This is a genomic window from Streptomyces sp. TLI_146, from assembly GCF_002846415.1.
Lineage (GTDB): Bacteria > Actinomycetota > Actinomycetes > Streptomycetales > Streptomycetaceae > Streptomyces.
Window position 1 is genome coordinate 7,569,616 of sequence record NZ_PJMX01000001.1, and the last position, 26,927, is coordinate 7,596,542.

A 26,927-nucleotide genomic window follows, 5' to 3' on the forward strand; every position below is an offset into this window, starting at 1 on the left:
GAGCCGGACGTACGACCGAGAGCAGGAGCCCGCACCCTTGACCACCGCGCCCGCCTACCGCCAGCCCGGAACCGTCCTCGTCGACCACCGGTTCGCCGTACCGCTCGACCACGCCCGCCCCGACGGCGAGCAGATCGAGCTCCACGCGCGCGAGGTCGTCGCCGCGAGCCGTGCCGCCGACCGGGAGCGGCTGCCCTGGCTGCTCTATCTGGAGGGCGGACCCGGCTTCGGCGCCCGGCGGTTCATCGGGCAGCAGGCCTGGCTCGGGCGCGCCCTGCGCGACTTCCGGGTGCTCCTGCTCGACCAGCGCGGCACCGGCCTGTCCACCCCCGCCAACCGCCAGACCCTGCCGCTGCGCGGCGGACCCCGCGAACAGGCCGACTACCTCGGCCACTTCCGCGCCGACTCCATCGTCAAGGACTGCGAGCTGATCCGCCGCCGGCTCACGGGCGGCGCGCCGTGGACCGTCCTCGGCCAGAGCTTCGGCGGCTTCTGCGCCACCCACTACCTCGGCACTGCCCCCGAAGGCCTCGACGCCGTCCTGATCACCGGCGGACTGCCCTCGCTCGACGCCCACGCGGACGACGTGTACCGGGCCGCCTTCCCCCGCATCGAGCGCAAGAACGCCGCGTACTACGCCCGCTATCCGCAGGACGTCGAGCGGGTCCGCCGCGTCGTCGAACACCTCGCCACCGAACGCACCACCCTGAACAGCGGATACGTGCTGACCCCGGCGGCCTTCCAGTCGCTCGGTATCCTCCTCGGCGGCGGCGACGGCGCCCACCAGCTGCACTACCTCCTCGAAGACGCCTTCGTGCGCACGGCCGCGGGCCCCGCGCTCTCCGACGCCTTCCAGGAGGGCGTGCACACGGCCCTCTCGTACGCCGCGCACCCCCTCTACGCCGTCCTCCACGAGGCGATCTACGCCCAGGACACCCGCCCCACCGACTGGTCCGCCGACCGGGTCCGCGCGGAGTTCCCCCGCTTCTGTGCCGAGAAGGCCCTCGCCGGGGACGGCCCCGTCCTCTTCACGGGCGAATCCGTGCACCCCTGGCACTTCGAGACCGACCCCGCGCTGCGCCCCCTGCGCGAGACCGCCGATCTGCTGGCCGCCCGCACCGACTGGACCCCGCTGTACGACCCGGCCGCGCTCGCCGCCAACGAGGTGCCCGTGGCGGCCGCCGTCTACCACGACGACATGTACGTCGACACCGCCCACTCGCTGGCCACCGCCCGCGCCGTCCGGGGCCTGCGCACCTGGGTCACCGACGAGTACGAGCACGACGGCGTACGAGCCGGTGGCGAGCGCGTACTGGACCGGCTGCTCGCCCTCGTACGCGGCGACGCGTAGCCGGAAGGCGGCGCGGCGGTGTCCGCCCGGGCTCGTAAGCTGCGGCTATGACAGAGCAGTTGGAACAGTTGGAAGAGATGCCCGACGACTGGCAGCGGGCCCTCGCGGTGGTCGCCCACCCGGACGACCTGGAGTACGGGTGCGCCGCCGCGATCGCCGGATGGACCGACGCGGGCCGTGAGGTCACGTATCTGCTCGCCAGCCGCGGCGAGGCGGGCATCGACGGCATCGAGCCCGCCAAGTGCGGGCCGCTGCGCGAGCAGGAGCAGCGGGCGAGCGCGGCCGTCGTCGGCGTCTCGGCGGTGGAGTTCCTGGACCACAGGGACGGTGTGATCGAGTACGGGACCGAGCTGCGCAGGGACATCGCGGCCGCCATCCGCAGGCACCGGCCCGAGCTGGTCATCACGCTCAACCACCGCGACACCTGGGGCGGCGTCGTCTGGAACACCCCCGACCACCGGGCCGTCGGCCGGGCCACGCTGGACGCCGCCGGGGACGCCGGAAACCGGTGGATCTTCCCCGAGCTCATCGAGCAGGGCCTCCAGCCCTGGAACGGGGTGCGGTGGGTGGCCGTGGCCGGTTCCGACTCCCCGACGCACGCCGTGGACGCGACCGCCGGACTCGAACGGTCGGTGGACTCGCTGATGGAGCACCGCAGTTACATCGAGGGCCTGACGGACGAGGAGCCGGAGACGTACTGCCGCACCTTCCTGACCGCCAACGCGGAGCGCGCGTCCGCCCGCTTCGGGGGCCGCCCGGCGGTGGCGTTCGAGCTGTTCCCCCGGTAGGGGCGGACACCGGGGTGCGAGCGGGTCTTCTCCCGCTCGCACCCGACCCCCACTATTCTGACGGGCCATCATCTAACGTTTGTGTGAATGGGGGGCTCTCGATGATCGACACCCTCGACCGGGTGATCCCGGACGGCGAGGAGCGGATGCGCCTTGAGGTCGCGGGGGACGGGCTCGGCGTCCTCACCCTCTGCCGCCCCGAGAAGCTGAACGGCTGGAGCTGGGAGTCCAGCCGTCAGCTCGGCCTCCTCGCCGACCGGATCCGCTTCGACGACGCGATCCGCGCCGTCCTGCTGCGCGCCGACGGCCGCGCCTTCTGCGCCGGGATCGACGTCACCGCCCCCGGCGGCGCCATCACCGGCCGCTCCCCGGCCGAGCGCACCCACCGCTACCACGAGGGCATCCGCTGGGTCCACGAGCGCTTCGCCGCCTTCGCCCGGCTGCCGCAGCCCGTGGTCGCGGCCGTCCAGGGCTACTGCCTCGGCTTCGGCTTCGAGCTCGCGCTGATGGCCGACATCAGGATCGCTGCCGAGGACGCGGTCTTCGCGCTGCCCGAGACCGGGATCGGCGTCGCCGTCGACGCGGGCGGCGACCTGCGGATCGCCCGGGACGCGGGCGCGGGCTGGGCCAAGCTCCTGGCACTCACCGGCCGCCGTATCGACGCACCCACCGCCGAGCGGCTCGGACTCGTACAACAGGTCGTGCCCGAGGCGGAGTTGGAGAAGGAAGCGCGAGCGCTCGCATGTGAGATCGCGGCCAACGCCCCGCTCGCCGTGCGGGCGGTCAAGCGGAACATCGACGCCTTCGCCGACGCCGGGCTGGCCGAGGCCCTCGACCGTACGGCCATGGCCGCCGCGCTCACCCTCACCTCGGAGGACGCCCGCGAGGGGTACGCGGCGAAGGCGGCCCGCCGCCCGCCGACGTTCGAGGGCATGTGATCCGGGCGGCGCCGGTGGGCTCACCTCCTGAACGGCTCCCGCCCCAGCTGTTCCCGTACGGGAGTCACCGGCGGGGCCACCACCGTGCGGCGCTGCCAGTTCGCGCCGTCGACCACCAAGGTGTGGCCGCTGATGAAACGTGCGTACGGGGAGGCGAGGAAGGTCGCCGCCCAGCCGAGCTCGCGCGGCTCGCCCACCCGTAACGCGGGCTGCCGGGCGTCGAGTTCACCGCGCGCCGCCGCCTCGTCGAGCCCCGACCGGATGGCCTCGGGCATGTCCGGGTGCGGGAAGAGTCCGGGGACGAGCCCGTTGACCTGGATGCCGTAGGGGCCCCACTCCACGGCGAGTGTCTCCACCAGGTTGCGCACCCCGGCCTTGGCCGCCGCCGAGTGGGCGTACCCCGGGCCGCCCGTCCAGGCGTACGACGCCCCCACGTTGATCACCGACCCGGGCGTCCCGGCCGCGAGATGGCGGCGGCCGAACTCGCGGGTGGTGAACCAGGTGCCGGTCAGCGTGATGTCGACGACCGCGCGCCAGGCGTTGGGCGACAAGTCCTCGGCGGGAGACGGGAAGTTGGCGGCGGCGCTGTTGACGAGCACGCCGGGCAGGCCGACCTCCCGTTCGGCCAGGTCGAAGGCGGCGCCGACCTCCTGCGGCTCCCGGACGTCGCACACGGCGACGACCACCCGGCCCCCGAGCCCTGCCAACTCCTCCCGAGCCGCCCTCAGCCGCTCCTCGGTGCGCCCCACGAGCACCAAGTCGGCCCCCAGACGGGCGAATTCGGCGGCCATCGCCTTGCCGAGCCCGGATCCGCCACCGGTCACCAGGACCACGGCCTTGTCGTACGTCCCCGGCGGCAGCGCGCGGGCGCCGGGCGGGGGAGGGGCGGGCAGCCCGGGGAGTGGTGCGGTGTCGTCCGTCATGGCGGCCATCCCTATCGCCGACACCTCGAATCCACCAGACACGACCGCTGAGTTGCCGTCAAAATCCTTCTGTGGCAGTGACTCAGGACGAATCGGCGATCGCGGCGGTCTGGGACCAGCAGAACGTCTGGTCGCGCAGCGCGGACCGGCTGAAGAAGGCTGTGGAGGGGGCGCGCAGCAAGGCGCTCGCGCTCGCCATCCTCGCGGCGGTGCTCGGCACCGGCTCGGCCCAGGCGATGGGCCGGAACGAGGCGGCCGGCAAGGCGCTCGCCTTCGCCGCGGCCCTGGCGGCCGCAGCGGCCCCGCTGTTCGCCCAGCGCGGCGGGGCGGCCCGGCTCAGCGACTGGATCCGGGTGCGCGCCGTGTCCGAGGCGCTGAAGGCGGAGGTGTACACGTGCCTGGCGCGGGTCGGGCCCTACCGGGACCTGGCGGGCGCGGGGGCACTGCTGGCCGAGCGGGGGCGTGCGTACCGGACGGACGGCGGCGACCTGATTCGCTACACCGCCGGGATCGCCGCCCTGCCGAGGCCGCTGCCGCCGGTGACCGACCTCGATTCGTACGTCGAGCACCGGCTGCGGCGCCAGATCGAGACGTACTACCGGCCCAAGGCCGAGTGGATGCGCCGCAAGGTGGTCCTGGCGGGCCGCGTGGAGCTGGGTCTGGGTGGTCTGGCAGCCGTGCTGGCCGCGGCGGCGGGCGTGTTCTCCGTCGGTGGGCTCGCCGCGTGGGTGCCGGTGGTGGCATCGGTCTCGGTCGCCCTGACCGCGCACGCCATCGCGCAGCGATACTCGTACCAGCAGCTGGAATTCCTGCGTACGGCCGAGGAGTTGGAGCGGTTGCTCGCTCGCCGGGAGGGGGCGCCCGGGGCGGTGGGGACGCCCGAGGCGGCCGAGGCGTTCGTCGCCGAGTGCGAGCACGTCATCTCGATCCAGAACGAGGCGTGGATGATTCGCTGGACGGTGGGCTGATGGAACAATCCCGTGTGCCGCTGCCGGACGCGGCGTTCGAGAGCCGGTATCTCGACTACGTGGCCAAAGCCTACGACCGGGTCGAGATCTTCGGCATCGACATGCAGTCGAGGCGGGCCATGCGCAGCTGGCCGTTGCGCGATCTGTACACCGATCCGATGGCGTTCGGCGATACCGGGACCCCCACGGAGACGACTGCGGGGATAGCCCTGGCCGGGCGCCGGCGGACGCTGGTGCGCGGCGCGGCGGGCTCCGGGAAGACGACGCTGCTGTGGCACATGGCCGTCTCGGCCGCGCAGGGACAGCGCACCGCGAGCGATCATCTCCACGAACACATCCCCTTCGTCCTGCCGGTGAGGAGCCTCCAACGGCGTCGGCAGGGGCTGCCCCGCCCCAAGGACTTCCTCGACGCGGCGCGCTCGGTCATCGCGGACGAGCAGCCGGCCGGCTGGGCGGAGCGCGTCCTGGTGGCCGGGCGGGGCCTCCTGCTCATCGACGGCGTCGACGAGGTCGGGGAGTCCGAGCGCGCCGGGATCCGCGCCTGGCTGGGCGAGTTGCTCACCGCCTACCCGCTCTGCTCGTACGTCGTGACCACGCGCACCCAGGCCGTACCCGAATCATGGCTGTCGGAATGGGACTTCGCCGCCCTGGAACTGGGGCCCTTGGACCCCGACGGCATTCGCGGGCTCATCACCCGTTGGTACGCGCTGAACTCGGCGGACGTGGGCGGCCCGGTGGAGAAGGCTGCCTCGGCGGGCAGACGCGACGGGCTGCTGGCCGTCGTCGTCGAACGGCCCGACCTGCGGGAGATGGTGGGCAACCCGCTGATGTGCTCGTTGCTGTGCGTCGTCAACGAGCGCGGCGGGCTTCGTCCTCGTACTCATGGGGAGCTCTACGGCGCCGTGCTTTCGATGATGCTGGGCCGACGGGACGAAGCGCGGGCCATCTCCGCGCACGACATCACCTCATTTAGGGAAGAGGCGCAGATCCTCCTGCTGCAGCACCTCGCCTACTGGTTGCAGCGCAACGGCCGCACGGAGACGGACCTCGACAGGGCCGGCACCCTGATCGCCGGGCTCCTGAGATCCATGCCCGGCCTCGCCGCCGAACGGCCCCCGAAGCTGCTCGCGTATCTGCGCGAACGCACCGGCCTCCTCCAGGAAACCGCACCCGGCCGTATCGGCTTCGCGCACCGAAGCTTCCAGGCCTACCTGGCGGCGAAAGAGGCCGTCGAACAGGGAGACTTCGGGCTGCTGGTCGACAAGGCCGACGACCCGGGCTGGCAGGACGTCGTGCTGATGGCGTTCGGCCACGCCCGGCGGCGCGATTCAACAGAGCTGTTCACGAGCCTCCTGGACCGCGGTGAGCGGGATCCGGCGAGCCGCGTCCGCCTCGATCTGCTGGCCGCGGCGGCGCTGAAGTACGTCCATGAGGTCGACCCCGGGATCCGTGAACAAGTCGAACACCGGCTGGCGCAGTTGATCCCGCCCCGGACACCCGACGAAGCGGACGCCTTGGCCGAAGTGGGTTATCTGGTGGTGGAGTTGATGCCGGGGCCCGACAATCTCGACCCCGACGGTCCCGAAGCGCGCATGATCGTGCGCACCGCCCAGCGGATCGGCGGCTCCGCCGCCCATGAGCTGGTGCGCCGTTTCGTCGAGGCCCGCAGACTGCGGGCCGCCCGGGTGCCGCGCCCGGCCGCCCGGCCCGCCGCGGAGTCCGTCCCGGTGGAGTCGTGGACCACCGCATCACAGCAAGGGGGCTACGGGGCAAGGGTGTTGGAGATCGCAGGTTCCGATCCGCCGCCGGACCTCGACCGCCTCGCGTACACCGTCCACCACGTCGTCTGGCGCGGCGCCGCAGCCCCGTACACCGTCCTGGGCCGGCTCCCCCTGCTGCGCACACTGGTCATCGCCGACAGCCCGGCCCTGACGGACCTCGACGGGCTCCCACGCCTGCCCCGGCTGCGTACGTTGCGGATCACCGGATGTCCGGCCCTCCGCGACCTCACGGCCCTCGCCCGCACCGGTGTCGTGTTCCTCGACGTGGCGCCGAATCCGGGGACCGCCGCGCTCGCCGCACTCGCCGGGGTTGCGCGGCTGCGGGTGCTCGGATTCCCTTGGCTCGAAGGGGAGTTCGACCTTGAGGCGCTGCGGCGCAGACTGCCGGGCGTGGAGCTCGTGCCGCGTTCCGGCGTCCGCACGTGAGGCGGGGCGCGGGCGTGCAGAATGACGTGCGGACGCACCGTTGAGGGAGGGCCGCGTGCTGCGGTACGACAAGGAGTTCGACCCGAGGAGCGACGGTTCGGGAGGCGACGGCCCGGGAGGTCCGGTCGCCGGTCCTGGGCGGTACGCCGCCGACGACGAGGTGTACGTGTTCGACGACGACGAAGCCGTCCTCGCGGTCAACGTCGCCCTCAAGACGGGGCGTCCCCTCCTCCTGTTCGGCCCGCCGGGCTCCGGCAAGTCCACCCTCGCCCCCAACGTGGCCAGGATCCTGGGCTGGGAGTACTACGCGCACGTCGTGACGGCCCGCACCGAGCCGGAGGACCTGCTCTGGCGGTTCGACGCGCTGAAGCGGCTCAACGACGCCCAGGCGCAGCGGCTCGTCGACGACATGGGGCACTACTACACCAAGGGCCCGCTGTGGCGGGCCTTCGAGGCTCCCGGCGGAAGGCGTTCGGTCGTCCTCATCGACGAGATCGACAAGGCGGACCCGGACCTGCCGAACAGCCTGCTGGGACCGCTGGGTTCGCTGTCGTTCCCGGTGCCGTGGGACGACGAGCAGTCGGTCTCCGTGCCGCCGGAGCAGGCGCCCTTCGTGGTGATCACGACCAACGACGAACGCGAGCTCCCCCGGCCGTTCCTGCGCCGCTGCATCGTCTTCGAGCTGCGCTCACCCACCAAGAAACATCTGCTGAAGGTCGCGGGCTCCCACCTCGGCGAGCGGTACGAGCCGGAGCTCGCGGACAAGGTCGCCGAGCACATCCTGGACGTCCGCAAGAAGCTGGAGGATCCGGCGGCCGGGCCCAGCACCGCCGAGTACCTGGACGCGCTCAAGGCCAGCCAGCAGCTCGGTGTGGTGCCCGGCACGCCCGAGTGGGCGGCGCTGGAGGCGGTGACCCTGCGCAAGCGGCGCGACGGAGCGGAGCCCACCGGGTGAGCGGGCGCGGCGAGCTCTTCCTCGGCGATCTGGCGCGGGCCGTCGCCGAGTTGCGGCCCGCGGACCTGGCCACCGCCGCCGCCATGGCCGCGCTCCTTGGGCAGGGGCACCGTACGCCCACGGCTCTGTCGCAGAGCGACTCCGTGCGGGCCGTCGTCGGGGGCGCCGGCCGTCCCAGGGCCGTACGGCTGGAGGGGGCGTCCGGCGGGCCCCTGCGCGGCACGTCCGCGCAGCCTCCCCGGACCGTCACCGCCGAGCGGACACCACGTCCGGCGCCGCCCGAACCGTCCGAGTCCGAGGAGGACGGCGCCGGACACGACGGCGAGCCGCGGGCGGTCCGGCTGGCCCACCGGCCCGTCGACTTCTCGCTCACCGCGATCGGCGGTCCCGCGCCCCCGGCCGGCGAGGCGAACGGCGCGAACGGTACGCAGCCCGGCGCCGGGCTGCCGCGGCGCAGGACCGCCGCCGTCCCGCTCACCCACGAGCCGCCCTGGAAGAAGGACTGGGCCCGGGGAATCATGTTCGCGGCGGTGGCCACCCCGGTCGAGAGCAGGGAGGTCGACCAGCGGGCGCTGCTGCGGGGCGTCGCGGGCCGCCAGGCGCTGCGGGCCGTACCGCGCAGGCGGCGGCTGAGCACCCGGCGCGGAGTGCAGCTGCTGCTCGACCACGGCCCGGGCATGGCGCCGTTCCGCGACGACGGACTGTGGCTGCGCGACCTGGTGGGCAGCATCGCCGGGCGCGACCGGATCGAGGTGCTGAGGTTCCGGGGCGCGCCGGGACGCGGGGTGGTGCGCAACGATCCCCTCACCATCGACCCGTACCGGCCGCCGCCGCCCGGCACCCCGGTGATCCTCTTCTCCGACCTCGGCCGGATGCGGCCGCCGTTCGCGGGTCAGGTCGTCGCGGGTCCGCGGGAGTGGCGCGCGTTCGTCCACACCGTGGCGCACTCCGGCTGCCCCGTCATCTGCCTGACCCCGTACGAGAGCACGGACTATCCGGCACTGCTGCGCAAGAAGGTGGCGTTCGTCCCGCTGGACCGGCGTGTCTCGCTGCGGCACGCCCAGCGGGCGACGGCGCGGGTGCGGGGATGGCTGGAGCGCCCGTGACACAGCCCGAGGCGCCGCGGGCGCAGCTGCCGCCACGGTCCGGCCGCACGATGGAGGAGTACATCCCGCAGCTCGCGCGCAGCCGTCCCCAGCTCGTCCGGCTCGCCGAGTGCCTGTCGCTCGCGGCCGGGGTGGAGCGGCCGCTGCTGCGGCGCGCCCGGCTGCGCTTCCTGCCGCGCTCGTCGGCGGGTCTGGAGGCCGAGCTGTGGTTCTCCCCGCTGGTGGAGTCGGCGAGCGACCACTCCCTGGTGCTCGACCCGGCCGCGGCGGCCGTGCTGCGCCGACGCCTCGCCCTGCGGCCCCGCCGGTTCGTGCAGGACGTACGGGACCTGATGGTCCAGGCACATCTGGGCGCGCAGCCGGTCGCGCGCTGGTTCGAGGACCTGCTGTGGGCCGACCTCTTCCCGGCCACCTCGACCCCCGAGTACGTCGAGGAGCAACTGCGGCGCGTCCTGCGCGCGGTCACGGCCACCGGTGCCGCGGGCGACGAGGTCGGGCGCTGGGCGCTGCACTATGTGCCGCGCCTGCCGAGCGGGGTGCGGCGGTACGACGACGCCTGGCGGATCCAGGTCGCGTCCTCCGAACGCCTCGGCCTGGCGCCGCCGCAGGACCACTTCCCGCGCCCGCCGGGCATGACGGCGGCGGCACGGGCGCTGGTGCAGCGGGACATCCCCGTCGGGGTGGTGGCCCGCTCCGACGGGGTGGTGCTCAGCTGTCCGCCTCTGGACGGTGTGCGTACGGTGTCGGCTCCGGGGGTGCGGACGGCCCGCATCGAGGTGGCGAGCGTGCTCGCGCCCCAATCGACCCCGGTGCGGCTGGAGTTGGGGGAACGGCAGAGCGTCCGCCTCCCCTTCACCGTGGTGCAGCGGCTGTCCGTGGACGGCGAGCCCGTCCAGGGCCTGGCGCACGCCGGGGTGGCTTACGAGGTGGCGATCGCGGCGGGTGCGGTGGTGGAGCATGCGCGGTACGCCGTACTGCTTTCGGACAGCTCGATCGTGCTGCACGCCGACGACGGCACGGAGTTCGGCCGCATCCCCGCCGCCGTCAACGGCGCGCCTCGGCGATCCCTCACCTTGTCGGCGGACGGGGCGGCCGTCGCCTGGATCGAGGGGGAGAGGGTGATCGAGTGCGAGCTCCTCATGGGAAGGCAGGGCCTCCACGAACGGCGCAGCGGTGAGGCGGCGGTGCTGGGTGTGCGGTTCCTGGCGCACCGCGCCGGGGGTCTGGCGCAGCTGTCCCTGTGGAATGACAACCAGGTTCTCCTGACCACACCGACGGGACAGCGGATCTGGGTCAGTGCCGAGTCGGCCATCGTGCGGGCGTGGTGGCTGTCGGACGGGGGAGGGCATGTGGCCCTCATCGACAGAGCGGGCGAGCTGAGCATGTACGGAGTGGAAGCGAGGCGGGTGTTCATGGCCCGCCAGGTCACCGCCGTCGCCGGTTCCCCGGACGGGTCGCGCTTGGTCTGGGCGTGCGCGGACGGAAGGGTGGAGGGGTGGTCCGCCGACAGCGGGGGTACGCCGATGCACTACGGCACGGCGCCCTGGCAGGTCACCTCGCTGGGCATGAGCGCGAAAGGCAGGCGGGTCGCCGCGGTGGGCGGCGACTACCGGCTCCTGTTCTGGAACCTCGGCAGAGGGACGGCCGTCGGCAGCGAACGACGGCTGGCCTTCTGCGCCGACCGCGTCTTCGCCCTGCCCGACGGCGAGTGGGCCGTGTCCGGCACCGGCGGGCCGGTCGAGCTCACCACCGACGACGGACGCCAGTACGTCGTCACACCGGACACCGAAGCCCTGTCCGGCCCGGTGGACGTGCCCGCCTGGATCCGGGGCGAGGTGATCGCCGAGGTGCGCGCGGGCCGGGCCCCGGTCACGTTCGTCGACCTGGCGGAGTCGATGGCGTCCATCCGGGCGGCCGGCGTCACGTGCCTGACGGTCGGGCCGATCACCCCGACCGTCAGGGGCGACGTGGAGGGAATCCCCGACGAGGAGATCCCCGACTCCCTGGGGGACTTCGGAGGGTTCGCGTCGCTGCTCATGTCCGCCCACCACCACGGCGTACGGATCGTCGTCGACATGGATCTGCGGGCCGTGTACGCGGTCGGCCGGATCCTCAACTCGATGCGCCAGTGGCTGGACCACGACATCGACGGCCTGCGCCTGGTCGGGGACCGCCGCCTCGACGCGGACGTACTGCGCGATGTGCGCCACCTGCTGGACGGCTACGACGACCGGGTGCTCATCGGAACGCACACCACCGGGCTCCCCGCCACGGCGGACTCCGACTTCGGTGCCACTGGTGCCTTCCTGGCCTGCGATGTCGTGGTGCGGGCCCTGCAGGGGGAGCTGATCACTGGTATGACGGAAGGCGCCCTGGTCAAGAACGCCCTCGTCAACGCCCGGTTGCCGCTGGGCACGGCCAGGCCCGGAGCGCAGTGGGGCCATCTGCTGCCCGACTACCTGAGCGCATCCGGACGAACGACGTTGGCCCTGCGGGTGTTGCTCGGCCTGCCGGGATGCCCGATCGTTCCCCTGTCGCTCCTCCAGAACCAGGACCCGGAGGTGTCGAGAATGCTGGAGCTGCGCCGGGACCATCTCGCCCTGTCCCGAGGTGACTGCCGTGAACTTCCTTTGCCGCGACCGAACTTGCACGGAGTGATACGGCGACACGGCGACGAGATCGTCTTGTGCGTGGCCAACGCCGGTACGGATCGGGAGGTGATCCGCGTCACCCCGGACGACCTGAACGCCCCGGGCGACGCCCGGCTGCTCGACCTCTTCGACGGAACCGTCGTCCCCTGCGCCGACAGCGCCCCCGCGACCGTGGCCGTCGAGGGCGGCGCCGTCCGCTGGTACCGGCTGCTCCCCATACCGCGCACCTTCGGCCCGGGGGAGTAGCGGCCATGGCACGTCCCCGGATCTTCCTCAGCCACAGTTCGCAGTGCACCCCCGAGTCGGGGTGCGACTGCCGGGCCTATCTGCTCGCGCTCGAAGCGCACCTCGTCGACCTGGGCTGCGAACCCGTCGTCGACAAGGGCGTCCTGAACGGCGGCGACACCTGGTACGGCAAGGTGCTCACCGAGATCAAGAAGTGCCACGGCATGATCATCCTGCTGTCGCCGCACGCGCTCGGCTCGTACTACGTGATGGTGGAGGCGATCGTTGCCGACGCCGAGCGGGCCGGGACCGACGACGCCTTCGTGGTCCTGCCCGTGACCCTGCCCGGAGTGCGGCGGCGCCAGCTTCCCGACAGCGGGCTCGGCAAGCTGAACCTCGGGCGGTTCGACATGGTGGACTGGAGGCGGCAGGACGGCCCCGCCCGGCCCCCGGAGAAGATCGCCACGTCGCTGCGGCCCCTGATCGAGAGGCAGGGCGCGCTGCCGTACCCGGAAGTCACCGACTTCCTCGCGGGGCGGATCTCCGACCTCTCGGACGCGGCCCTGGAGCACACCGCCGAGATCCTGGGCGTCGCCACCTTCGCCTACGCGCGCGGCCACTCGCGCTACGCCGTGGCCCAGGGGCTGCTGACCGAGCGGCCGGTCGAGAACGTCGGCGACAGCTGCGCGATGCGCAAGGCGGTCAAGCACTTCCTGCCCAAGGTGAGGAGCCGGGAGCACCGGCAGGAGATCGTCGACCTGGTGGTGCCGTTCGCCCGCGTCCCCAAGAAGGCGGCCGAGCAACTGCGGGTGGTGGGGGAGAGCGCGGGCGAGCGGGTGGCGCTCCTCGGGTCGACGCTCAAGGAGACCCCGGACATGTACGTGCGCCGGGCGAGCGAGACGCCCAAGCCCTGGCTCATGAGCAAACCCGCGCCCCGGCACGACGGGGCGGACTTCGTCGAGAGCGTGATCGCCGAGGTGCGCGCCTGCGTGGTCGCCTCGATCGGGTACGGCTTCGAGTGCGACGACGACACCCTGCGGCGGCTGCTCGCGCGGCACGAGGAGGAGTCGGGGCCGTTCACGGTCGTGCTGTACCAGCCGCCGGACGCCGACCTCCTCGACCGGCTGCTCGCCGTGTTCCCCAGGTTGCTGTTCGTCTTCGCCCACCAGCAGGCACCGACCGCGCCGGGGCGGAACGGCTCGGTGCGGCTCGCGGGGCTGACGCCGGGGCAGGAGCAGGACATGGTGATCACACACGGGGAGTTCCAGGAGCTGGCCGCCACGCGGGAGCGGCCTGCGGTGAGCCCCGATTGACAAACGGCCTTGCCGATTCTGCAATGGACGGATGGACGAGGAACGCGCACTCGACGACGTGCTGACCGAAGTCGGCCCCCGGCTCCGGCGGATCCGCAAGGAGCGCGGGGCCACGCTCGGGGACCTGTCGGCGGCGACCGGGATCTCCGTCTCCACCCTCTCCCGTCTGGAGTCCGGGAACCGGCGGCCCAGCCTCGAACTCCTGCTGCCGATCGCCCGCGCCCATCAGGTGCCGCTCGACGATCTGGTGGGCGCGCCGCCGGTCGGGGACCCCCGGGTGCGGGCCAAGCCGATCGTGCGCGGCGGCAAGACCCTGGTGCCGCTCACCCGCCAGCCCGGCGGGCTCCAGGCGTACAAGGTGGTGGACCGGGAGGTGGGCGGCGCGCCCGAGCCGCGCGTCCACGAGGGGTATGAGTGGCTGTACGTCCTGGCGGGGCGGCTGCGGCTGGTGCTCGCCGGGAACGACGTGGTGCTGGGGGCGGGGGAGGCGGCCGAGTTCGACACGCGGCTGCCGCACTGGTTCGGGCCGGCCGGGGACGCGCCGGTGGAGTATCTGAGCCTGTTCGGGCCGCAGGGCGAGCGGATGCACGTACGGGCGCGGCCCAAGCGGGGGTAGCCGGAATCCGGCGGGGAACAGTGTCCTGTATCGCCTGCCTCCAGCTGTTCCCTCAGCAGCAAGCGACCGCTTAGTATGCCGGGGAGCAAGGGTACGCAGCCGTACCGCCTACAGCGCGTGGAGGCCCCGAATGCAGGCATGGCGAGTGCACGAGAACGGCGAGCCGGGCGAGGTGATGCGGCTCGAAGAGGTCGAGCGCCCCACCCCGGGCCCGGGGCAGGTGCTGCTGAAGGTGCGCGCCGCGAACATCAACTTCCCGGACGCGCTGCTGTGCCGGGGGCAGTACCAGATCAAGCCGCCGCTGCCGTTCACGCCCGGGGTGGAGATCTGCGGGGAGACCGAGGACGGGCGGCGGGTCATCGCCAACCCCGTGCTGCCGTTCGGCGGGCTGGCCGACCATGTGATCGCCGACGAGCGCGCGCTGCTGCCCGCGCCCGAAGCGCTGGACGACGCCGAGGCCGCCGCCCTGCACATCGGCTACCAGACCGGCATGTTCGGGCTGCACCGCAGGGCCGGCCTCCAGGCGGGCGAGACGCTGCTCGTGCACGCCGCCGCCGGAGGGGTCGGCAGCGCGGCCGTCCAGCTCGGCAAGGCGGCCGGGGCGAAGGTCATCGGCGTGGTCGGCGGGGCCGACAAGGCCGAGATCGCCCGGCAGCTGGGGTGCGACCTGGTCATCGACCGGCGCACCGACGACATCGTGGCCGCCGTGAAGGAGGCCACCGGCGGGCGCGGCGCGGACGTGATCTACGACCCGGTCGGCGGCGACGCGTACGCCAAGTCCGCCAAGTGCGTCGCCTTCGAGGGCCGCATCCTCGTCGTCGGCTTCGCCAGCGGCAGCATCCCCGCCCCGGCCCTCAACCACGCGCTGGTGAAGAACTATTCGATCGTCGGTCTGCACTGGGGGCTGTACGCGCAGAAGGACCCCGCGTCCATCCTGCGCTGCCACGAGCAGCTGACCGAGCTCGCCGCCAAGGGCGCCGTGAAGCCGCTCATCAGCGAGCGCGTGGCGATGAAGGACGCTGCCGCCGCCGTGCAGCGGGTCGCCGACGGCACCACCACCGGTCGGGTGGTCGTGCTCCCGGACGGAGCCGCCCGATGAGCGAGCAGCAGCCCGACGCGGACGAACTGCGCGCTCGTACACAGGAGTTGCTCGCCGCGCATCCGCCCGCCGCCACCGAGGCGATCGACTTCCTCAAGGCCCGCTTCGACGCCGGGCTCGCCTGGGTGCACTACCCGGTGGGTCTCGGCGGGCTCGGGGCGCCGCGCTCGCTCCAGCCGGTCGTCGACGCCGAGCTGGCGGCGGCCGGCGCGCCCGACAACGACCCGCGCCGGATCGGGATCGGGCTCGGCATGGCCGCGCCGACCGTGCTCAAGTACGGCACCGACGAGCAGAAGCGGCGGTTCCTGCGGCCGCTGTGGGTCGGCGAGGAGGTGTGGTGCCAGCTGTTCAGCGAGCCGGGCGCCGGCTCCGACCTGGCCGCACTCGGCACTCGGGCCGTCCGGGACGGTGACCACTGGGTCGTCACCGGGCAGAAGGTGTGGACCTCCAGCGCCCATCTCGCCCGCTGGGCCATCCTGATCGCCCGCACCGACGTCGATCTTCCCAAGCACCAGGGCATCACCTATTTCATCTGCGACATGACCGACCCCGGCGTCGAGGTGCGGCCGCTGCGCCAGATCACCGGCGAGGCCGAGTTCAACGAGGTCTTCCTCACCGGCGTCCGCATCCCCGACGCCCACCGCCTCGGCGCGGTCGGCGAGGGCTGGAAGGTCGCGCAGACCACCCTGATGAACGAGCGGGTCTCCATCGGCGGGATGCGGCTGCCCCGCGAGGGCGGCATGATCGGGCCGGTCGCCAGGACCTGGCGCGAACGCCCCGAACTGCGCACCCACGACCTGCATCAGCGCCTCCTCACCCTCTGGGTCGAGGCCGAGGTCGCCCGCCTCACCGGCGAGCGACTGCGCCAGCAGCTCGTCGCGGGCCAGCCGGGACCCGAGGGCTCGGGCATGAAGCTCGCCTTCGCCCGGCTCAACCAGGAGATCAGCGGCCTGGAGGTCGAACTCCTCGGGCAGGAGGGGCTGCTGTACTCCGACTGGACCATGCGCCGGCCCGTGCTCGTCGACTTCACCGGCCGCGACGCCGGATACCGGTATCTGCGCTCGAAGGGCAACTCCATCGAGGGCGGCACCAGCGAGGTGCTCCTGAACATCGTCGCCGAGCGCGTCCTCGGGCTGCCCGCCGAGCCGCGCAACGACAAGGACGTCGCCTGGAAGGACCTGGCCCGATGACCGAGACCGCCCCCGACCTGCTGTACTCCGAGGCCGAGGAGGACCTCCGGGCCGCCGTGCGCTCCCTGCTCGCCGACCGCACCGACACCCCGTCCGCGCCGGCCCGCGCCGAGTCCGACACCCCCTACGACCCCCGACTGTGGCAGGCGCTCGGCGCCGAGATGGGGCTCGCGGGTCTTCTCGTCCCGGAGAAGCTGGGCGGCCAGGGCGCGGGACACCGCGAGGCGGCCGTGGTCCTGGAGGAGATCGGCCGGAGCGTCGCCCCGGTCCCGTACCTCACCAGCTCGGTCGTCGCCACCGAGACGCTGCTCGGCCTCGACACCGCGACCGGTGAAGTCGCGGCGCTGCTCGGCGAGTTGGCGTCGGGCCGCAGGACCGCCGCGCTGGCCGTGCCGTTCTCGTACGGGCCCGACTCGCTGCGGCTGCGCGGCGGGCTCGACGGGATCGTGCGGACCGTGGCCGACGCCGCCACCGCCGACGTGCTGCTCGTGCCGACCGGCCAGGGGCTCTACGCCGTCGAGGCGGGCGAGGCGGCCAGCACCGCGCTCACCCCGCTCGACCTCACCCGCCCGCTGGCCGACGTCGCCCTCGACGGGGCGCGCGGCACGCTGCTCGCCGATGTGGACACCGGCCGGGCCGCCGCCCGCCGGGGGCTGCTCGCCGGGGCCGGGCTGCTCGCCTCCGAGCAACTCGGCGTCGCGGAGTGGTGCCTGACCGAGACCGTCGCGTACACCCGGGACCGCAAGCAGTTCAACCGGCCCGTCGGCTCCTTCCAGGCGCTCAAGCACCGGATGGCGCAGCTGTGGCTGGAGGTGGTCTCCGCGCGGGCCGCCGCGCGCAACGCGGCCGACGCGCTGGCGACCGGGAGCCAGGAGGCGCCGCTGGCGGTGGCGGTCGCGCAGGCGTACTGCTCGCGGGTCGCGGTGCACGCGGCCGAGGAGTGCGTCCAGTTGCACGGCGGCATCGGGATGACCTGGGAGCACCCCGCGCACCTCTACCTCAAGCGGGCCAAGTCGGCGCAGAGCGCGCTGGGTTCGGCCGGTGAGCACCGCGCCTCGGTCGCGGAGATCGTGGGGCTGCCCGGCCCTGCATAGTCTGCGCCGAGTGTCCCGTTTTTGACCGCCCCTTTGCAGGCTGTTTAAATGGCGAGCTGTTGCGACCAGTTCGCAATAACAGTCGATCTTCAATAAGGGGTGTGGGGCATGGCCGCCCGTTCGATCCACGGGGCGATGCGAGGAGCGGGCGCCGCGGCGCTGGCCGGAGCACTGGCCCTCACCGCGAGTGCCTGCTCCAACCCGGGCGGGGAGAGCGGCGGCACGGCCGTCAAGGACACGGCTGTCGTCGGCATCGCGTACGAGCCCGAGACGCTCAGCCCGCTCCTCGGCTACGGCAAGGACGGCAACTCCAAGATCTTCGACGGGCTGCTCACGCAGGACGCCGACATGAAGCTGAAGCCCGCGCTCGCCGTCGCGCTGCCCGAGGTGAGCGCCGACCGGCTGACCTACACGTTCAAGCTCCGCAAGGGCGTGACGTTCAGCGACGGCAAGCCGTTCACGGCCAAGGACGTCGTCTTCACCTACTCGACGATCCTCGACCCGAAGACCAACAACCCCTCCAAGGGCGAGCTCGACGCCGTCAAGGAGGTCCGCGCCGAGGGCGACGACACGGTGGTCTTCACGCTCAAGTACCCCTACGCACCCTTCGCGCAGCGCACCGTGCTGCCGATCGTGCCCGAGCACATCGCGGGCAAGCAGGACGTCAACACCGGCGACTTCGCCACCGCGCCCGTCGGCACCGGGCCGTACAAGCTCGTCAAGTGGTCCAAGAGCGAGAAGATCGCGTTCGAGGCCAACCCGTCGTACTGGGGCGGCGCGCCGAAGGTGAAGAAGTTCACCATGGCGGTCATCAAGGACGACGACGTGCGCGCCACCCGGCTGCGCTCCGGCGACCTCGACGGCGCGATCCTGCCGCCCAACCTCGCCCAGGGCTTCGAGAAGGACAAGCACAAGAAGACCTGGACGGCGAAGACCTACGACTACCGCAACGTGACCCTGCCCACCGGCAACAAGGTCACCGGCGACACCGCCGTGCGCCGCGCGCTCGACCTCGCCGTGGACCGCGAGGCGATGGTCGACAAGATCCTCGACGGCGCCGGCAAGCCCGCCTACGGACCGGTGCCCACCGGCAGCCCCTGGTTCGCCAAGGGCACCGAGCGGCCGCACGACCTGGCCGGGGCGAAGAAGATCCTCGACGAGGCGGGCTGGAAGCCCGGCGCCGACGGCATCCGCGAGAAGGACGGCGTCCGCGCCGCCTTCCCGCTCTGGTACCTCTCCGGCGACAAACTCCGCCAGGACCACGCCCTCGCCTACGCCTCCGACGCCAAGAAGGCGGGCATCGAGATCACCACCAAGTCCGGCACCTGGGAGGTCATCGAGCCGAGGATGAAGGACGAGGCGGTCCTCGCGGGCGGCGGCTCGCCCGGCGACCCCGACTTCGACCAGTACACGCTGCTCAAGTCCTCGCTCGCGGGCGACGGGTTCAACAACATGGCGTGGTACACCGACCCGGCCGTCGACAAGGCGCTCGACGACGGCCGCAGGAGCGGTGACACCGCCGTCCGCAAGGCCGCGTACGACACCGTCCAGCGCGAGCTGGTGAAGAACCCCGGCTACACCTTCCTCACCCACATCGACCACCTCTACGTCGTCAACGACCGCTGGGACGGGCTCTCCACCCAGACCGAGCCGCACGACCACGGCCTGGCCTCCGGCCCGTGGTGGAACGTCGAGACGTGGGCGCCGAAGAAGTGAGCCGCCGCCTCCCCTGGGGGCCGATGGCACGGATGGCGGGGCGGCGGACCCTGTTCGCCGGCCCCGTCCTGCTCGTGGTGACCTTCGGCGTCTTCGCGGTGGCCGCCGCGTCCCCCTTCGACCCGGTCAAGGCCTACGCGGGCACCGCCGGGCTCACCGCCTCGCAGGACAACCTCGACCAGCTGCGCGCCAACCTCGGCGTCGACCAGCCGCTGGTCACCCGCTGGTGGGACTGGCTGACCGCCGCCCTCACCGGCGACCTCGGCGACTCCAGCACCCTGCGCCAGCCCGTCGCCGACGTCATCGGCGATCGGCTCGGCTGGTCGGTGCTGCTCGCCGCCACCGCGTTCCTGGTCGCGATCGTGCTCGGCACCGGGCTCGGTGTGCTCGCCGGGCGCCGCCCGGGCGGCTGGCTCGACCGGTGCGTCAGCTCCGCCGCGTACACCCTGGAAGCGGCGCCCGCCTTCTGGCTCGGGCTGCTCGCCATCTGGTTCTTCGCGCTCAAGCTCGATGTGCTGCCCGCCGGCGGGCTGACCGACACGGCGAGCGACACCGTCACCTTCGGCCAGGTGGCGAACCACCTGGTGCTGCCCGCCGCCGTCCTCGGCATCTCCCAACTGCCCTGGTTCTACCTGTACGTACGCCAGGGCGTCGCCGACGCCCTGGAGGAGGACCCGGTACGCGGCGCCCGCGCGCGGGGGCTGAGCGAGCGGACCGTCCTGCTCGGCCACGCCCTGCGCTCGGGCATGCTGCCGATGCTGACCCTCGTCGGCTCGCGCGTCCCCGAACTCATCACCGGCGCCCTCCTCGTCGAGACCGTCTTCAGCTGGCCCGGCATCGCCGCCGCCACCGTGCAGGCCGCGACCTCCGTGGACTTCCCGCTGCTCGCCGCGCTGACCGTGCTCGCCACCGCGGCCGTGCTGCTCGGCAACCTCCTGTCCGATCTGCTCTACGGCATCGCCGACCCGAGGGTGGGCTTCGATGGCTGACACCGTCTGGCGCCCGTGCGGGCGCACCCGCCGCTCCACCCGGACGCTGCGGGTCCGCGTCTCCGCCGTGATTCTCGCGGCGGCGGTCCTCGCCGTCCTGCTCGTACCGCCGCTCGTCCACCTCGACCAGCAGGCCGTCGACCTGTCGCACAAGCTCCTCCCGCCGTCCTGGGAGCACCCGTTCGGCACCGACGACGTCGGCCGCGACCTGCTGCTCCGCTGTGTCTACGGGCTGCGGATCTCGCTCCTCGTCGGTGTCGTGGCCGCGCTCGTCGCCACCGTCGTCGGCACGGTCGTGGGCGCGGCGGCTGCGGCCCTCGGCGGCTGGACCGACCGGCTGGTGATGCGGCTGGTGGACGTGTTCTCGTCGGTGCCGCACCTGCTGCTTGGCATCTTCGTGGTCGCGATGTTCCGCCCCGGGGTGTGGCCGGTGATCGCCTCGGTCGCCGTGACGCACTGGCTCTCCACCGCCCGTATCGTGCGCGCCGAGGTGCTGTCCCTGCGCTCGCGCCCCTACATCGACGCGGCGATCTCCGGCGGCGCCTCCAGGCTGCGGGTGACGACCCGTCATCTGCTGCCGGGCGTCCTGCCGCAGGCCGGGCTCGCGGCCGTCCTCATGGTGCCGCACGCCATGTGGCACGAGTCGGCGCTCTCCTTCCTCGGCCTCGGCCTGCCCAGCCACCAGGCCAGCCTCGGCAACCTCGTCCAGTCCGCGCGCGGCTCGCTGCTCGCCGGGCACTGGTGGCCGACCCTCTTCCCCGGCCTGCTGCTCATCGTGCCCACCCTCGCCGTCGCGGGCCTGGCCGGCGCCTGGCGCGAACGCCTGGACCCGCGCCGCCGATCGGAGCTGATGCTGTGACCAAGGCTGCTGTGACCAAGGCCGCTGCGACCACGGTCCTTTCGGTACGCGGCCTGTCCGTGCGCTTCCGGATGCGCGGCGGGCGCCATATCGCCGCCGTCACCGACGTCTCCTTCGACCTGGCGGCGGGCGAGTGCCTGGCCCTGGTCGGCGAGAGCGGCTGCGGCAAGTCCGTCCTCGCCTCGGCGCTGCTCGGCCTGCTGCCGGGCAACGCCCAGACAGCGGGCAGCGCCGTGCTGCGCGGCGGTGGCGACCCCGTCGACCTGCTCGCCGCCGACGAACGCACACTCGCCCGTACGGTACGGGGCCGCCGCATCGGTCTCGTACCGCAGAGCCCGGCCGCCCACCTCACGCCCGTGCGGACCGTACGGGCGCAGCTCGCGGAGACCCTGCGCGAGCTCACCGGAACGCCCAGGCGCGAGCTGCGCGCGGCGACCGAAGCAGCGGCCGAACGGGCCGCGTTCCCGCTCGGGCACCTCGACCGCTATCCGCACGAGCTGTCCGGCGGGCTCGCCCAGCGCGCCGCGACCGCGCTCGCCCTCGTCGGGGACGCGCCGCTGCTCCTCGCCGACGAGCCGACCACCGGGCTCGACCGCGACCTGGTGGACCGCACGGCCGACGAGCTGCGCCGCACCGCCGACGACGGCCGGGCGCTGCTGATGATCACCCACGATCTGGCGGCCGCCGAGCGGATCGCCGACCGGGTCGCCGTGATGTACGCCGGGCGCGTCGTGGAACTCGCCGACGCAACCTCGTATTTCGGCGGGACCGGACCCCGTCACCCGTATGCTCGGGGCCTGCTCGACGCGCTCCCGGAGCGGGCTTTCACGCCCGTCCCCGGGATGCCGCCCGAGCTGGGCGATCTGCCGGACGGCTGTGCGTTCGCACCCCGTTGCGAACGGGCCACCGGCCAGTGCGGCACCCTGCCGCCGTTCGACGGCCGGGTCGCCTGTCACCACCTGGAGGAGCCCGGCCGTGCTTGACCTGAAGAACATCACCGCCGGGTACGAGCGCGGCAGGCCCGTGGTCCGCGAGGTGAGCCTCGCCGTCGCCCCCGGCGAGGCGGTCGGCCTGCTCGGCCCCAGCGGCTGCGGCAAATCCACCCTGGCCCGGGTCGCGGCGCTGCTGCACCGGCCGGACGACGGCACGGTGACCCTCGACGGCGCCCTCGTCACCGAGTGGCGCCACCGGGCCCCGCGCGCCCAGCGCACCACCGTCGGGGTCGTCTTCCAGTCGCCCCGGCTCGCCGCCGACCCCCGGCTGCGGCTGCGCGAGATCGTCGCCGAGCCGCTGCGGGCCACCGGCCGCCAGATCGAGGTGCGCGAGCGCGTCGACGAACTCGCGGACCTGGTCGGCCTCGGCGGGGACCTGCTGAACCGCCGCCCCCACGAGGTCAGCGACGGCCAGCTCCAGCGCGCCTGCCTGGCCCGCGCCCTGGTCCTGCGCCCGCGCCTGCTGGTCTGCGACGAGATGACGGCGATGCTGGACGCCTCGACGACGGCGGCCCTGGTGGCGGCGGTCGAGCGCTACCGCAGGGAGACGACGGCCTCCCTCCTCGCGGTGGGCCACGACCGGACGCTCCTTGAGCGGTGGTGCGACCGGGCGGAGCAGTGGGGCGAACTCTCGGGGTGACCGCGCAGTAACGTGCCTGCCACCCGGATCTCCCCGGACGGCCGCCGGGTGGCCGGGCGGCGAAGTACCGGCCAACTCTGCGAAGCAGCCTGCCCGTTGGGACAGGCGCGCCCGCATACTCGGTCGCGTCCGCCCGTCCCACCGCCCCGGGAGCACCCCTATGGCTCGACTGACCCGCCGCGGCGCCGTCGCCGCCCTCGCCGCGGCCGCCGCCTCTGCCGCCATCGCGCCCGCCGCCTCCGCGGCCGAACGCGCCCACCCCGCCGGGCCCAGACCGCTGCGCCGGACCCACGCGCACAACGACTTCGAGCATCCGCACCCGCTCTTCGACGCCCTCGACCACGGGTTCACCAGCGTCGAGGCCGATGTCTTCCTGGTCGACGGGCAGCTCCTGGTGGCCCACGACCCCACCCAGCTCGACCCGACCCGTACGCTCGAATCGCTCTACCTCGACCCGCTGCTGGCCCGCGTCCGCGCCCACCACGGCTCGGTCTACCGGGGCTACCACCGCCCCGTACAGCTCCTGGTGGACATCAAGACCGACGGCGCCGCCGCCTACCGGGAACTCGACCGGCGGCTGCGCCCGTACCGCCGGATGCTGACCGGTTACGCGCACGGCCGCGTCTCGACCGGCGCCGTCACGCCCGTCGTCTCCGGCGACCGCGCCGCCCGGGTGCCGATGGAGGCGCAGAAGGTGCGGTACGCCTTCTACGACGGGCGCCTGGACGACCTCGGCACCGCCGCCACCGCCGCCTTCATCCCGCTCATCAGCAGCAACTGGACGCAGAGCTTCAGCTGGCTGGGCGCCGGGCCGTTCCCGGCCGCCGAGCGCGAGAAGCTGCGCGCCATCGTGGCGCAGGCCCATGCGCACCGGCAGCGGGTGCGGTTCTGGGCGACCCCCGACGTCGCGGGACCGGAGCGGGACGCCCTGTGGCGCGAACTGCTCGCCGCCGACGTCGACCACATCAACACCGACGACCTCGCGGGGCTTGAGGCCTTCCTCCGCACGCACGGAGAGTAGTACCGGCCGCATACCGGGGCCGCACGCGTCACTCGCCTCCCGGGCCGTCACCCGCAGTCAACACCCGTACGGCGGACACGCCATACGCCCGACCGGCCCGCCTCCTCCGCCACACTGGCCGCCGAATGCCGCAATTCCGGCGCGGTGGAGGAGGTTGGCCATGGCCATTTCGATCTCGGTGGTGCTGTTGCTCGTGGTGCTGGCGGTGATCTTCCTGCGCAGCGGCGGACTCAAGGCCTCGCACGCGATGGTCTGTGTGCTCCTCGGCTTCTTCCTCGCCGGTACGAGCATGGCCCCCACCATCCAGGACGGGCTGAACGCCACCGCGAGCGTGGTCGGTAGCCTCAGGCCATGACCCCGGCCCGCCAGAAGATCACCGCCGAGGCGCGGCGCGCCCGGCTCGGCCCCCGCCACCTCCTCACCCCGGCCACCCGCGCGGCCACCCCCGAGGCGGTCGCGGACGCGCTGGTGGCGCTGCACGCCACCGACCCCGCGACGGTGTATCTGGCGGTCGCCGCCCGGATGGGGAACGCGTCGGTGGGGGAGCTGGAGCGGGCGCTGTACGAGGACCACTCACTCGTACGGATGCTGTGCATGCGCCGCACCATGTTCGTGCTGCCCACGGCGTTCGCCCCGGTGGCCGACGCGGCGGCCGCCCGGGCCGTCGCCGTCCGTGAGCGCGCGGGTCTGGCGAAGGTCGTCGAGGAACAACTGGGCTTCGGCGCCCAGTGGTTCGCCGCCACCCAGGAAGCGGTCCTCGCCGCCCTCGCCGCGCGCGGCGAGGCGACGGCGGCCCAGCTCGCCGACGACGTGCCCGACCTGAAGTCGCAGATCGTCCAGTCCCCGGGCAAGCCGTACGAGGCACGGCCCCGCATCACCAGCCGCTTCCTCGGCGTCCTGGCCGCCGAGGGCCGCATCCGGCGCGGCCGCCCGCTGGGCACCTGGGCGTCCAGCCAGTTCCGCTGGACCGTCGCCGAGCCGCACCCCGAGCTCGCGGCCGACGAGGCCAGGGCCGAGCTCGTCGCCCGCTATCTGGACGCCTTCGGCCCCGCCACCACGGACGACGTGAAGTGGTGGACGGGCTGGACCCTCACCGACACCCGTAAGGCGCTGGCCAGGACCGACGCCGTCGACATCGAGCTGGACGAGGGCCCGGGGCACGCCCTGCCCGGCCAGTTGGACAAGCCGCCCGCCGCCGAGCCCTGGGCCGCGCTGCTCCCGGGCCTCGACCCGACCCCGATGGGCTGGCGCCACCGCGACTGGTACCTCGACACCGGGCACAAGGCCGAACTCTTCGACGGCACCGGCAACATCGGCCCCTCGGTGTGGTGGAACGGCCGCATCGTCGGCGGCTGGGCCCAGCGCCCGGACGGCGAGATCGTCACGCACGTGTTCACCGACCAGGGCCGCGACGCGGCCGCCGCGATCGAGGCGGAGGCGGCCCGGCTCGCGGCCTTCTTCGGCGACGTACGGATCCGGCCGAGCTTCCGCACCCCGCTCGAACGACGGCTCTCCGCCTGAGAGCCCGTCTCTGAGTGTCGGCCGATCATGAAGCGTGTGTGAAGCGCCCATCGATTCCATGGACACTTCAACCCCGCGGCTCTAGCGTCGGGCGCCGGCGCGACACCCGATGTACGTACCCGGCGTACGTGTGGACCACGTACGCATGCCGACGTACGCACCCAGAGGAGCCGTATGTCCCGCAGAGCGCTCGCCCGCGCACTGGCCCTGACGCTCACCGTCTCCGCGACCGCCCTCGCCGGGCCCGCCGGAGCCGCCGAGATACCCAAGGCGCCCGGCCACCGCCTGGTCAGCCAGTACGAGGGCGCCCCCGCCACCGCCCGGCCGGTGCCGGGACCGGCCCCCGCCCAGCACCCCTACCTCGCCCCCAACGGGCGCAGCGGGATGCACGGCGACGCCTGGGGCAGCGGCACCCATCCGTACGCGGGCCCGCTGGGCCGGGACCCGCAGGTGACCAGCGAGCGGATCGCGGCACTCGGCGGCGAGTGCGCGACGGCGACGTTCGACGCGGCCGGGCGGCTGATCACCGTCTGCGGCACCTTCCAGGGATTCAAGCTGAAGCTCTTGGAACCGCGCACGCTCGCCACCCTCGCGGAGTACCAGCTGCCCCAGCGGTCGTCGACCGTCGAGGCGATCACCCGCCTGGACTTCTCGAAGATCTTCAAGGACACCTCGGGCGGCGCCTACTTCTACCTCGACAACGAGGACCGGGTGGTCCTCGCCGACTCCCGCCACCACATCCTGCGCATCGCGCACGAGCAGGCGGCGGACGGCAGTTGGCGCTTCGCCGTGGTGGACGACTGGGACCTCACCGGGGTGGTCCCGCACGACTGCGTCAGCTGGACCAACCTCTTCCCCAGCGGCACCTGCGACCCGGTCACCTCCGTGATGCCGGACTGGCAGGGCCGTATCTGGTGGGTGACGCGGCTGGGCCGGGTCGGCACGGTGGACCCCGGCACGGGCCGGATCCGCTCGGTCGAGCTGCCCGGGGAGGAGATCCAGAACTCCTTCTCGGTGGCCGAGGACGGCGTCTCCATCGTCTCCGACCACGCCCTGTACGGCTTCCGCGCGGGCGCCGACGGCACACCGGTGGTGCGGTGGCGCCAGACGTACGACCGCGGCACGGGCACCAAACCCGGCTCGGTGAACCAGGGTTCGGGCACCACCCCCGACCTCTTCGGCGACGGCTATGTGGCCATCACCGACAACGCCGACGACCGTATGAACGTGGTCGTGTACCGGCGCGGGGCGGACGTTCCCGACGACCGACGCCTGGTCTGCAAGGTCCCGGTGTTCGGGGCGGGCCGGTCGACGACCGACAACTCCCTGATCACCTGGGGCAACAGCATCGTCGTGGAGAACAACTACGGCTACGAGAACGTGACCTCGCTGACCTTCGGCAGGAGCGTGACCGGCGGCGTGACCCGCATCGACGTGCGCCCGGACGGCAGCGGCTGCGACACGGTGTGGGATAGCGCCGTCCGATCCCCGTCGACGGTCCCCAAGCTCTCGACGGCGAATGGGCTGTTGTATTTCTACGAGAAGGAGCCCAACGCCCTCGGGATCGACGCCTGGTATCTGACCGCCGTCGACTTCCGTACGGGCGCGGTGCGCTGGAAGCGGCTGACGGGGACCGGCCCGGCGTACGACAACAACTGGGCTCCTGTGACGATCGGCCCGGACGGCACGGCGTACGTGGGCGTGTTCAACGGGATCGTGGCGGTGCGCGACCGGGACTGACCCAGGGCGGAAGCCTGGGGCACGG

The 26,927-nt window shown here is 73.0% G+C and carries 23 protein-coding genes; 22 read left to right on the top strand and 1 reads right to left on the bottom strand.

Going from position 1 to position 26,927, the window contains the following annotated elements; genetic code table 11:
• Positions 1-37: 37 nt before the first annotated feature.
• The 3 genes from BX283_RS33730 (at position 38) to BX283_RS33740 (ending at position 3,077) form a co-directional block, all read left to right on the top strand.
• Complete coding sequence (locus BX283_RS33730) at positions 38-1,351, top strand: alpha/beta fold hydrolase (protein WP_101391206.1); 1,314 nt, start codon at positions 38-40, stop codon at positions 1,349-1,351.
• Positions 1,352-1,398: 47 nt separating this feature from the next.
• Entirely contained in the window at positions 1,399-2,139 is a 741-nt protein-coding gene (locus tag BX283_RS33735; protein ID WP_101391207.1) for a PIG-L deacetylase family protein, read from the top strand.
• Between the two features lie 101 nt (positions 2,140-2,240).
• On the top strand, positions 2,241-3,077 hold the full coding sequence (locus BX283_RS33740) for an enoyl-CoA hydratase/isomerase family protein (protein WP_101391208.1): 837 nt from the start codon (positions 2,241-2,243) through the stop codon (positions 3,075-3,077).
• Positions 3,078-3,097: 20 nt separating this feature from the next.
• Here the strand turns inward: BX283_RS33740 and BX283_RS33745 are convergent, their stop codons facing one another.
• The gene (locus tag BX283_RS33745) at positions 3,098-4,000 is read right to left on the bottom strand and encodes an SDR family oxidoreductase (protein ID WP_101392730.1); all 903 of its coding nucleotides are present in this window, start codon (positions 3,998-4,000) and stop codon (positions 3,098-3,100) included.
• 71 nt (positions 4,001-4,071) lie between these two features.
• On the opposite strand from BX283_RS33745, the gene BX283_RS33750 reads away from it, so the two are divergent.
• From BX283_RS33750 to BX283_RS33840, 19 genes are all read left to right on the top strand, one after another.
• Positions 4,072-4,968, top strand: a complete 897-nt coding sequence (locus BX283_RS33750; RefSeq protein WP_101391209.1) for a DUF4231 domain-containing protein — start codon at positions 4,072-4,074, stop codon at positions 4,966-4,968.
• Positions 4,968-7,175 carry an NACHT domain-containing NTPase gene (locus BX283_RS33755; RefSeq protein ID WP_101391210.1) on the top strand — a complete coding sequence of 736 codons (2,208 nt, stop codon included), beginning with the start codon at positions 4,968-4,970 and terminating at the stop codon, positions 7,173-7,175. The genes BX283_RS33750 and BX283_RS33755 overlap by 1 nt, the downstream gene beginning before the upstream one ends.
• Positions 7,176-7,230: 55 nt before the next feature.
• On the top strand, positions 7,231-8,130 hold the full coding sequence (locus BX283_RS33760) for a MoxR family ATPase (RefSeq protein WP_101391211.1): 900 nt from the start codon (positions 7,231-7,233) through the stop codon (positions 8,128-8,130).
• Complete coding sequence (locus tag BX283_RS33765) at positions 8,127-9,236, top strand: hypothetical protein (protein WP_101391212.1); 1,110 nt, start codon at positions 8,127-8,129, stop codon at positions 9,234-9,236. The genes BX283_RS33760 and BX283_RS33765 overlap by 4 nt, the downstream gene beginning before the upstream one ends.
• Positions 9,233-12,133 (top strand): hypothetical protein, encoded by a 2,901-nt coding sequence (locus BX283_RS40860; protein WP_180357330.1) that lies wholly within the window; start codon positions 9,233-9,235, stop codon positions 12,131-12,133. The genes BX283_RS33765 and BX283_RS40860 overlap by 4 nt, the downstream gene beginning before the upstream one ends.
• 5 nt (positions 12,134-12,138) lie before the next feature.
• Complete coding sequence (locus tag BX283_RS33775; protein WP_101391213.1) at positions 12,139-13,425, top strand: TIR domain-containing protein; 1,287 nt, start codon at positions 12,139-12,141, stop codon at positions 13,423-13,425.
• A 31-nt stretch (positions 13,426-13,456) separates the two neighbouring features.
• On the top strand, positions 13,457-14,041 hold the full coding sequence (locus BX283_RS33780) for a helix-turn-helix domain-containing protein (protein WP_101391214.1): 585 nt from the start codon (positions 13,457-13,459) through the stop codon (positions 14,039-14,041).
• Positions 14,042-14,171: 130 nt separating this feature from the next.
• Positions 14,172-15,140, top strand: a complete 969-nt coding sequence (locus BX283_RS33785) for an NADPH:quinone oxidoreductase family protein (RefSeq protein WP_101391215.1) — start codon at positions 14,172-14,174, stop codon at positions 15,138-15,140.
• A complete protein-coding gene (locus BX283_RS33790; RefSeq protein WP_101391216.1) occupies positions 15,137-16,330 on the top strand; it encodes an acyl-CoA dehydrogenase family protein in 1,194 nt (397 codons plus the stop codon). Before BX283_RS33785 ends, BX283_RS33790 begins: the two co-directional genes overlap by 4 nt.
• Complete coding sequence (locus BX283_RS33795; protein WP_101391217.1) at positions 16,327-17,424, top strand: acyl-CoA dehydrogenase family protein; 1,098 nt, start codon at positions 16,327-16,329, stop codon at positions 17,422-17,424. The genes BX283_RS33790 and BX283_RS33795 overlap by 4 nt, the downstream gene beginning before the upstream one ends.
• A 108-nt stretch (positions 17,425-17,532) precedes the next feature.
• Positions 17,533-19,140 (top strand): ABC transporter substrate-binding protein, encoded by a 1,608-nt coding sequence (locus tag BX283_RS33800; RefSeq protein ID WP_101391218.1) that lies wholly within the window; start codon positions 17,533-17,535, stop codon positions 19,138-19,140.
• Positions 19,141-19,163: 23 nt separating this feature from the next.
• Positions 19,164-20,129 (top strand): ABC transporter permease, encoded by a 966-nt coding sequence (locus tag BX283_RS33805; RefSeq protein ID WP_180357505.1) that lies wholly within the window; start codon positions 19,164-19,166, stop codon positions 20,127-20,129.
• The gene (locus BX283_RS33810; RefSeq protein ID WP_101391219.1) at positions 20,122-20,988 is read left to right on the top strand and encodes an ABC transporter permease; all 867 of its coding nucleotides are present in this window, start codon (positions 20,122-20,124) and stop codon (positions 20,986-20,988) included. The genes BX283_RS33805 and BX283_RS33810 overlap by 8 nt, the downstream gene beginning before the upstream one ends.
• Positions 20,989-21,059: 71 nt before the next feature.
• Complete coding sequence (locus BX283_RS33815; protein ID WP_101392731.1) at positions 21,060-21,971, top strand: ABC transporter ATP-binding protein; 912 nt, start codon at positions 21,060-21,062, stop codon at positions 21,969-21,971.
• The gene (locus tag BX283_RS33820) at positions 21,964-22,620 is read left to right on the top strand and encodes an ABC transporter ATP-binding protein (protein WP_101391220.1); all 657 of its coding nucleotides are present in this window, start codon (positions 21,964-21,966) and stop codon (positions 22,618-22,620) included. Before BX283_RS33815 ends, BX283_RS33820 begins: the two co-directional genes overlap by 8 nt.
• A gap of 160 nt (positions 22,621-22,780) precedes the next feature.
• Positions 22,781-23,641 carry a phosphatidylinositol-specific phospholipase C/glycerophosphodiester phosphodiesterase family protein gene (locus BX283_RS33825; RefSeq protein ID WP_101391221.1) on the top strand — a complete coding sequence of 287 codons (861 nt, stop codon included), beginning with the start codon at positions 22,781-22,783 and terminating at the stop codon, positions 23,639-23,641.
• Positions 23,642-23,801: 160 nt separating this feature from the next.
• Positions 23,802-23,996 (top strand): hypothetical protein, encoded by a 195-nt coding sequence (locus BX283_RS33830; protein WP_101391222.1) that lies wholly within the window; start codon positions 23,802-23,804, stop codon positions 23,994-23,996.
• On the top strand, positions 23,993-25,162 hold the full coding sequence (locus tag BX283_RS33835) for a winged helix DNA-binding domain-containing protein (RefSeq protein WP_101391223.1): 1,170 nt from the start codon (positions 23,993-23,995) through the stop codon (positions 25,160-25,162). Before BX283_RS33830 ends, BX283_RS33835 begins: the two co-directional genes overlap by 4 nt.
• 174 nt (positions 25,163-25,336) lie before the next feature.
• Complete coding sequence (locus BX283_RS33840) at positions 25,337-26,902, top strand: hypothetical protein (protein ID WP_101391224.1); 1,566 nt, start codon at positions 25,337-25,339, stop codon at positions 26,900-26,902.
• Positions 26,903-26,927: the final 25 nt, after the last annotated feature.

What these genes read in the sequence shown, in the direction of transcription:
- BX283_RS33830 (WP_101391222.1), top strand. Translation starts at nt 23,802, where the DNA reads ATGGCCATTTCGATCTCGGTGGTGCTGTTGCTCGTGGTGCTGGCGGTG.
- BX283_RS33775 (WP_101391213.1), top strand. Translation starts at nt 12,139, where the DNA reads ATGGCACGTCCCCGGATCTTCCTCAGCCACAGTTCGCAGTGCACCCCC.
- BX283_RS33790 (WP_101391216.1), top strand. Translation starts at nt 15,137, where the DNA reads ATGAGCGAGCAGCAGCCCGACGCGGACGAACTGCGCGCTCGTACACAG.
- BX283_RS33805 (WP_180357505.1), top strand. Translation starts at nt 19,164, where the DNA reads ATGGCACGGATGGCGGGGCGGCGGACCCTGTTCGCCGGCCCCGTCCTG.
- BX283_RS33835 (WP_101391223.1), top strand. Translation starts at nt 23,993, where the DNA reads ATGACCCCGGCCCGCCAGAAGATCACCGCCGAGGCGCGGCGCGCCCGG.
- BX283_RS33745 (WP_101392730.1), bottom strand. Translation starts at nt 4,000, where the DNA reads ATGACGGACGACACCGCACCACTCCCCGGGCTGCCCGCCCCTCCCCCG.
- BX283_RS33735 (WP_101391207.1), top strand. Translation starts at nt 1,399, where the DNA reads ATGACAGAGCAGTTGGAACAGTTGGAAGAGATGCCCGACGACTGGCAG.
- BX283_RS33825 (WP_101391221.1), top strand. Translation starts at nt 22,781, where the DNA reads ATGGCTCGACTGACCCGCCGCGGCGCCGTCGCCGCCCTCGCCGCGGCC.
- BX283_RS33780 (WP_101391214.1), top strand. Translation starts at nt 13,457, where the DNA reads ATGGACGAGGAACGCGCACTCGACGACGTGCTGACCGAAGTCGGCCCC.
- BX283_RS33810 (WP_101391219.1), top strand. Translation starts at nt 20,122, where the DNA reads ATGGCTGACACCGTCTGGCGCCCGTGCGGGCGCACCCGCCGCTCCACC.
- BX283_RS33800 (WP_101391218.1), top strand. Translation starts at nt 17,533, where the DNA reads ATGGCCGCCCGTTCGATCCACGGGGCGATGCGAGGAGCGGGCGCCGCG.
- BX283_RS33755 (WP_101391210.1), top strand. Translation starts at nt 4,968, where the DNA reads ATGGAACAATCCCGTGTGCCGCTGCCGGACGCGGCGTTCGAGAGCCGG.
- BX283_RS33740 (WP_101391208.1), top strand. Translation starts at nt 2,241, where the DNA reads ATGATCGACACCCTCGACCGGGTGATCCCGGACGGCGAGGAGCGGATG.
- BX283_RS33785 (WP_101391215.1), top strand. Translation starts at nt 14,172, where the DNA reads ATGCAGGCATGGCGAGTGCACGAGAACGGCGAGCCGGGCGAGGTGATG.
- BX283_RS33795 (WP_101391217.1), top strand. Translation starts at nt 16,327, where the DNA reads ATGACCGAGACCGCCCCCGACCTGCTGTACTCCGAGGCCGAGGAGGAC.
- BX283_RS33840 (WP_101391224.1), top strand. Translation starts at nt 25,337, where the DNA reads ATGTCCCGCAGAGCGCTCGCCCGCGCACTGGCCCTGACGCTCACCGTC.
- BX283_RS33815 (WP_101392731.1), top strand. Translation starts at nt 21,060, where the DNA reads ATGCGCGGCGGGCGCCATATCGCCGCCGTCACCGACGTCTCCTTCGAC.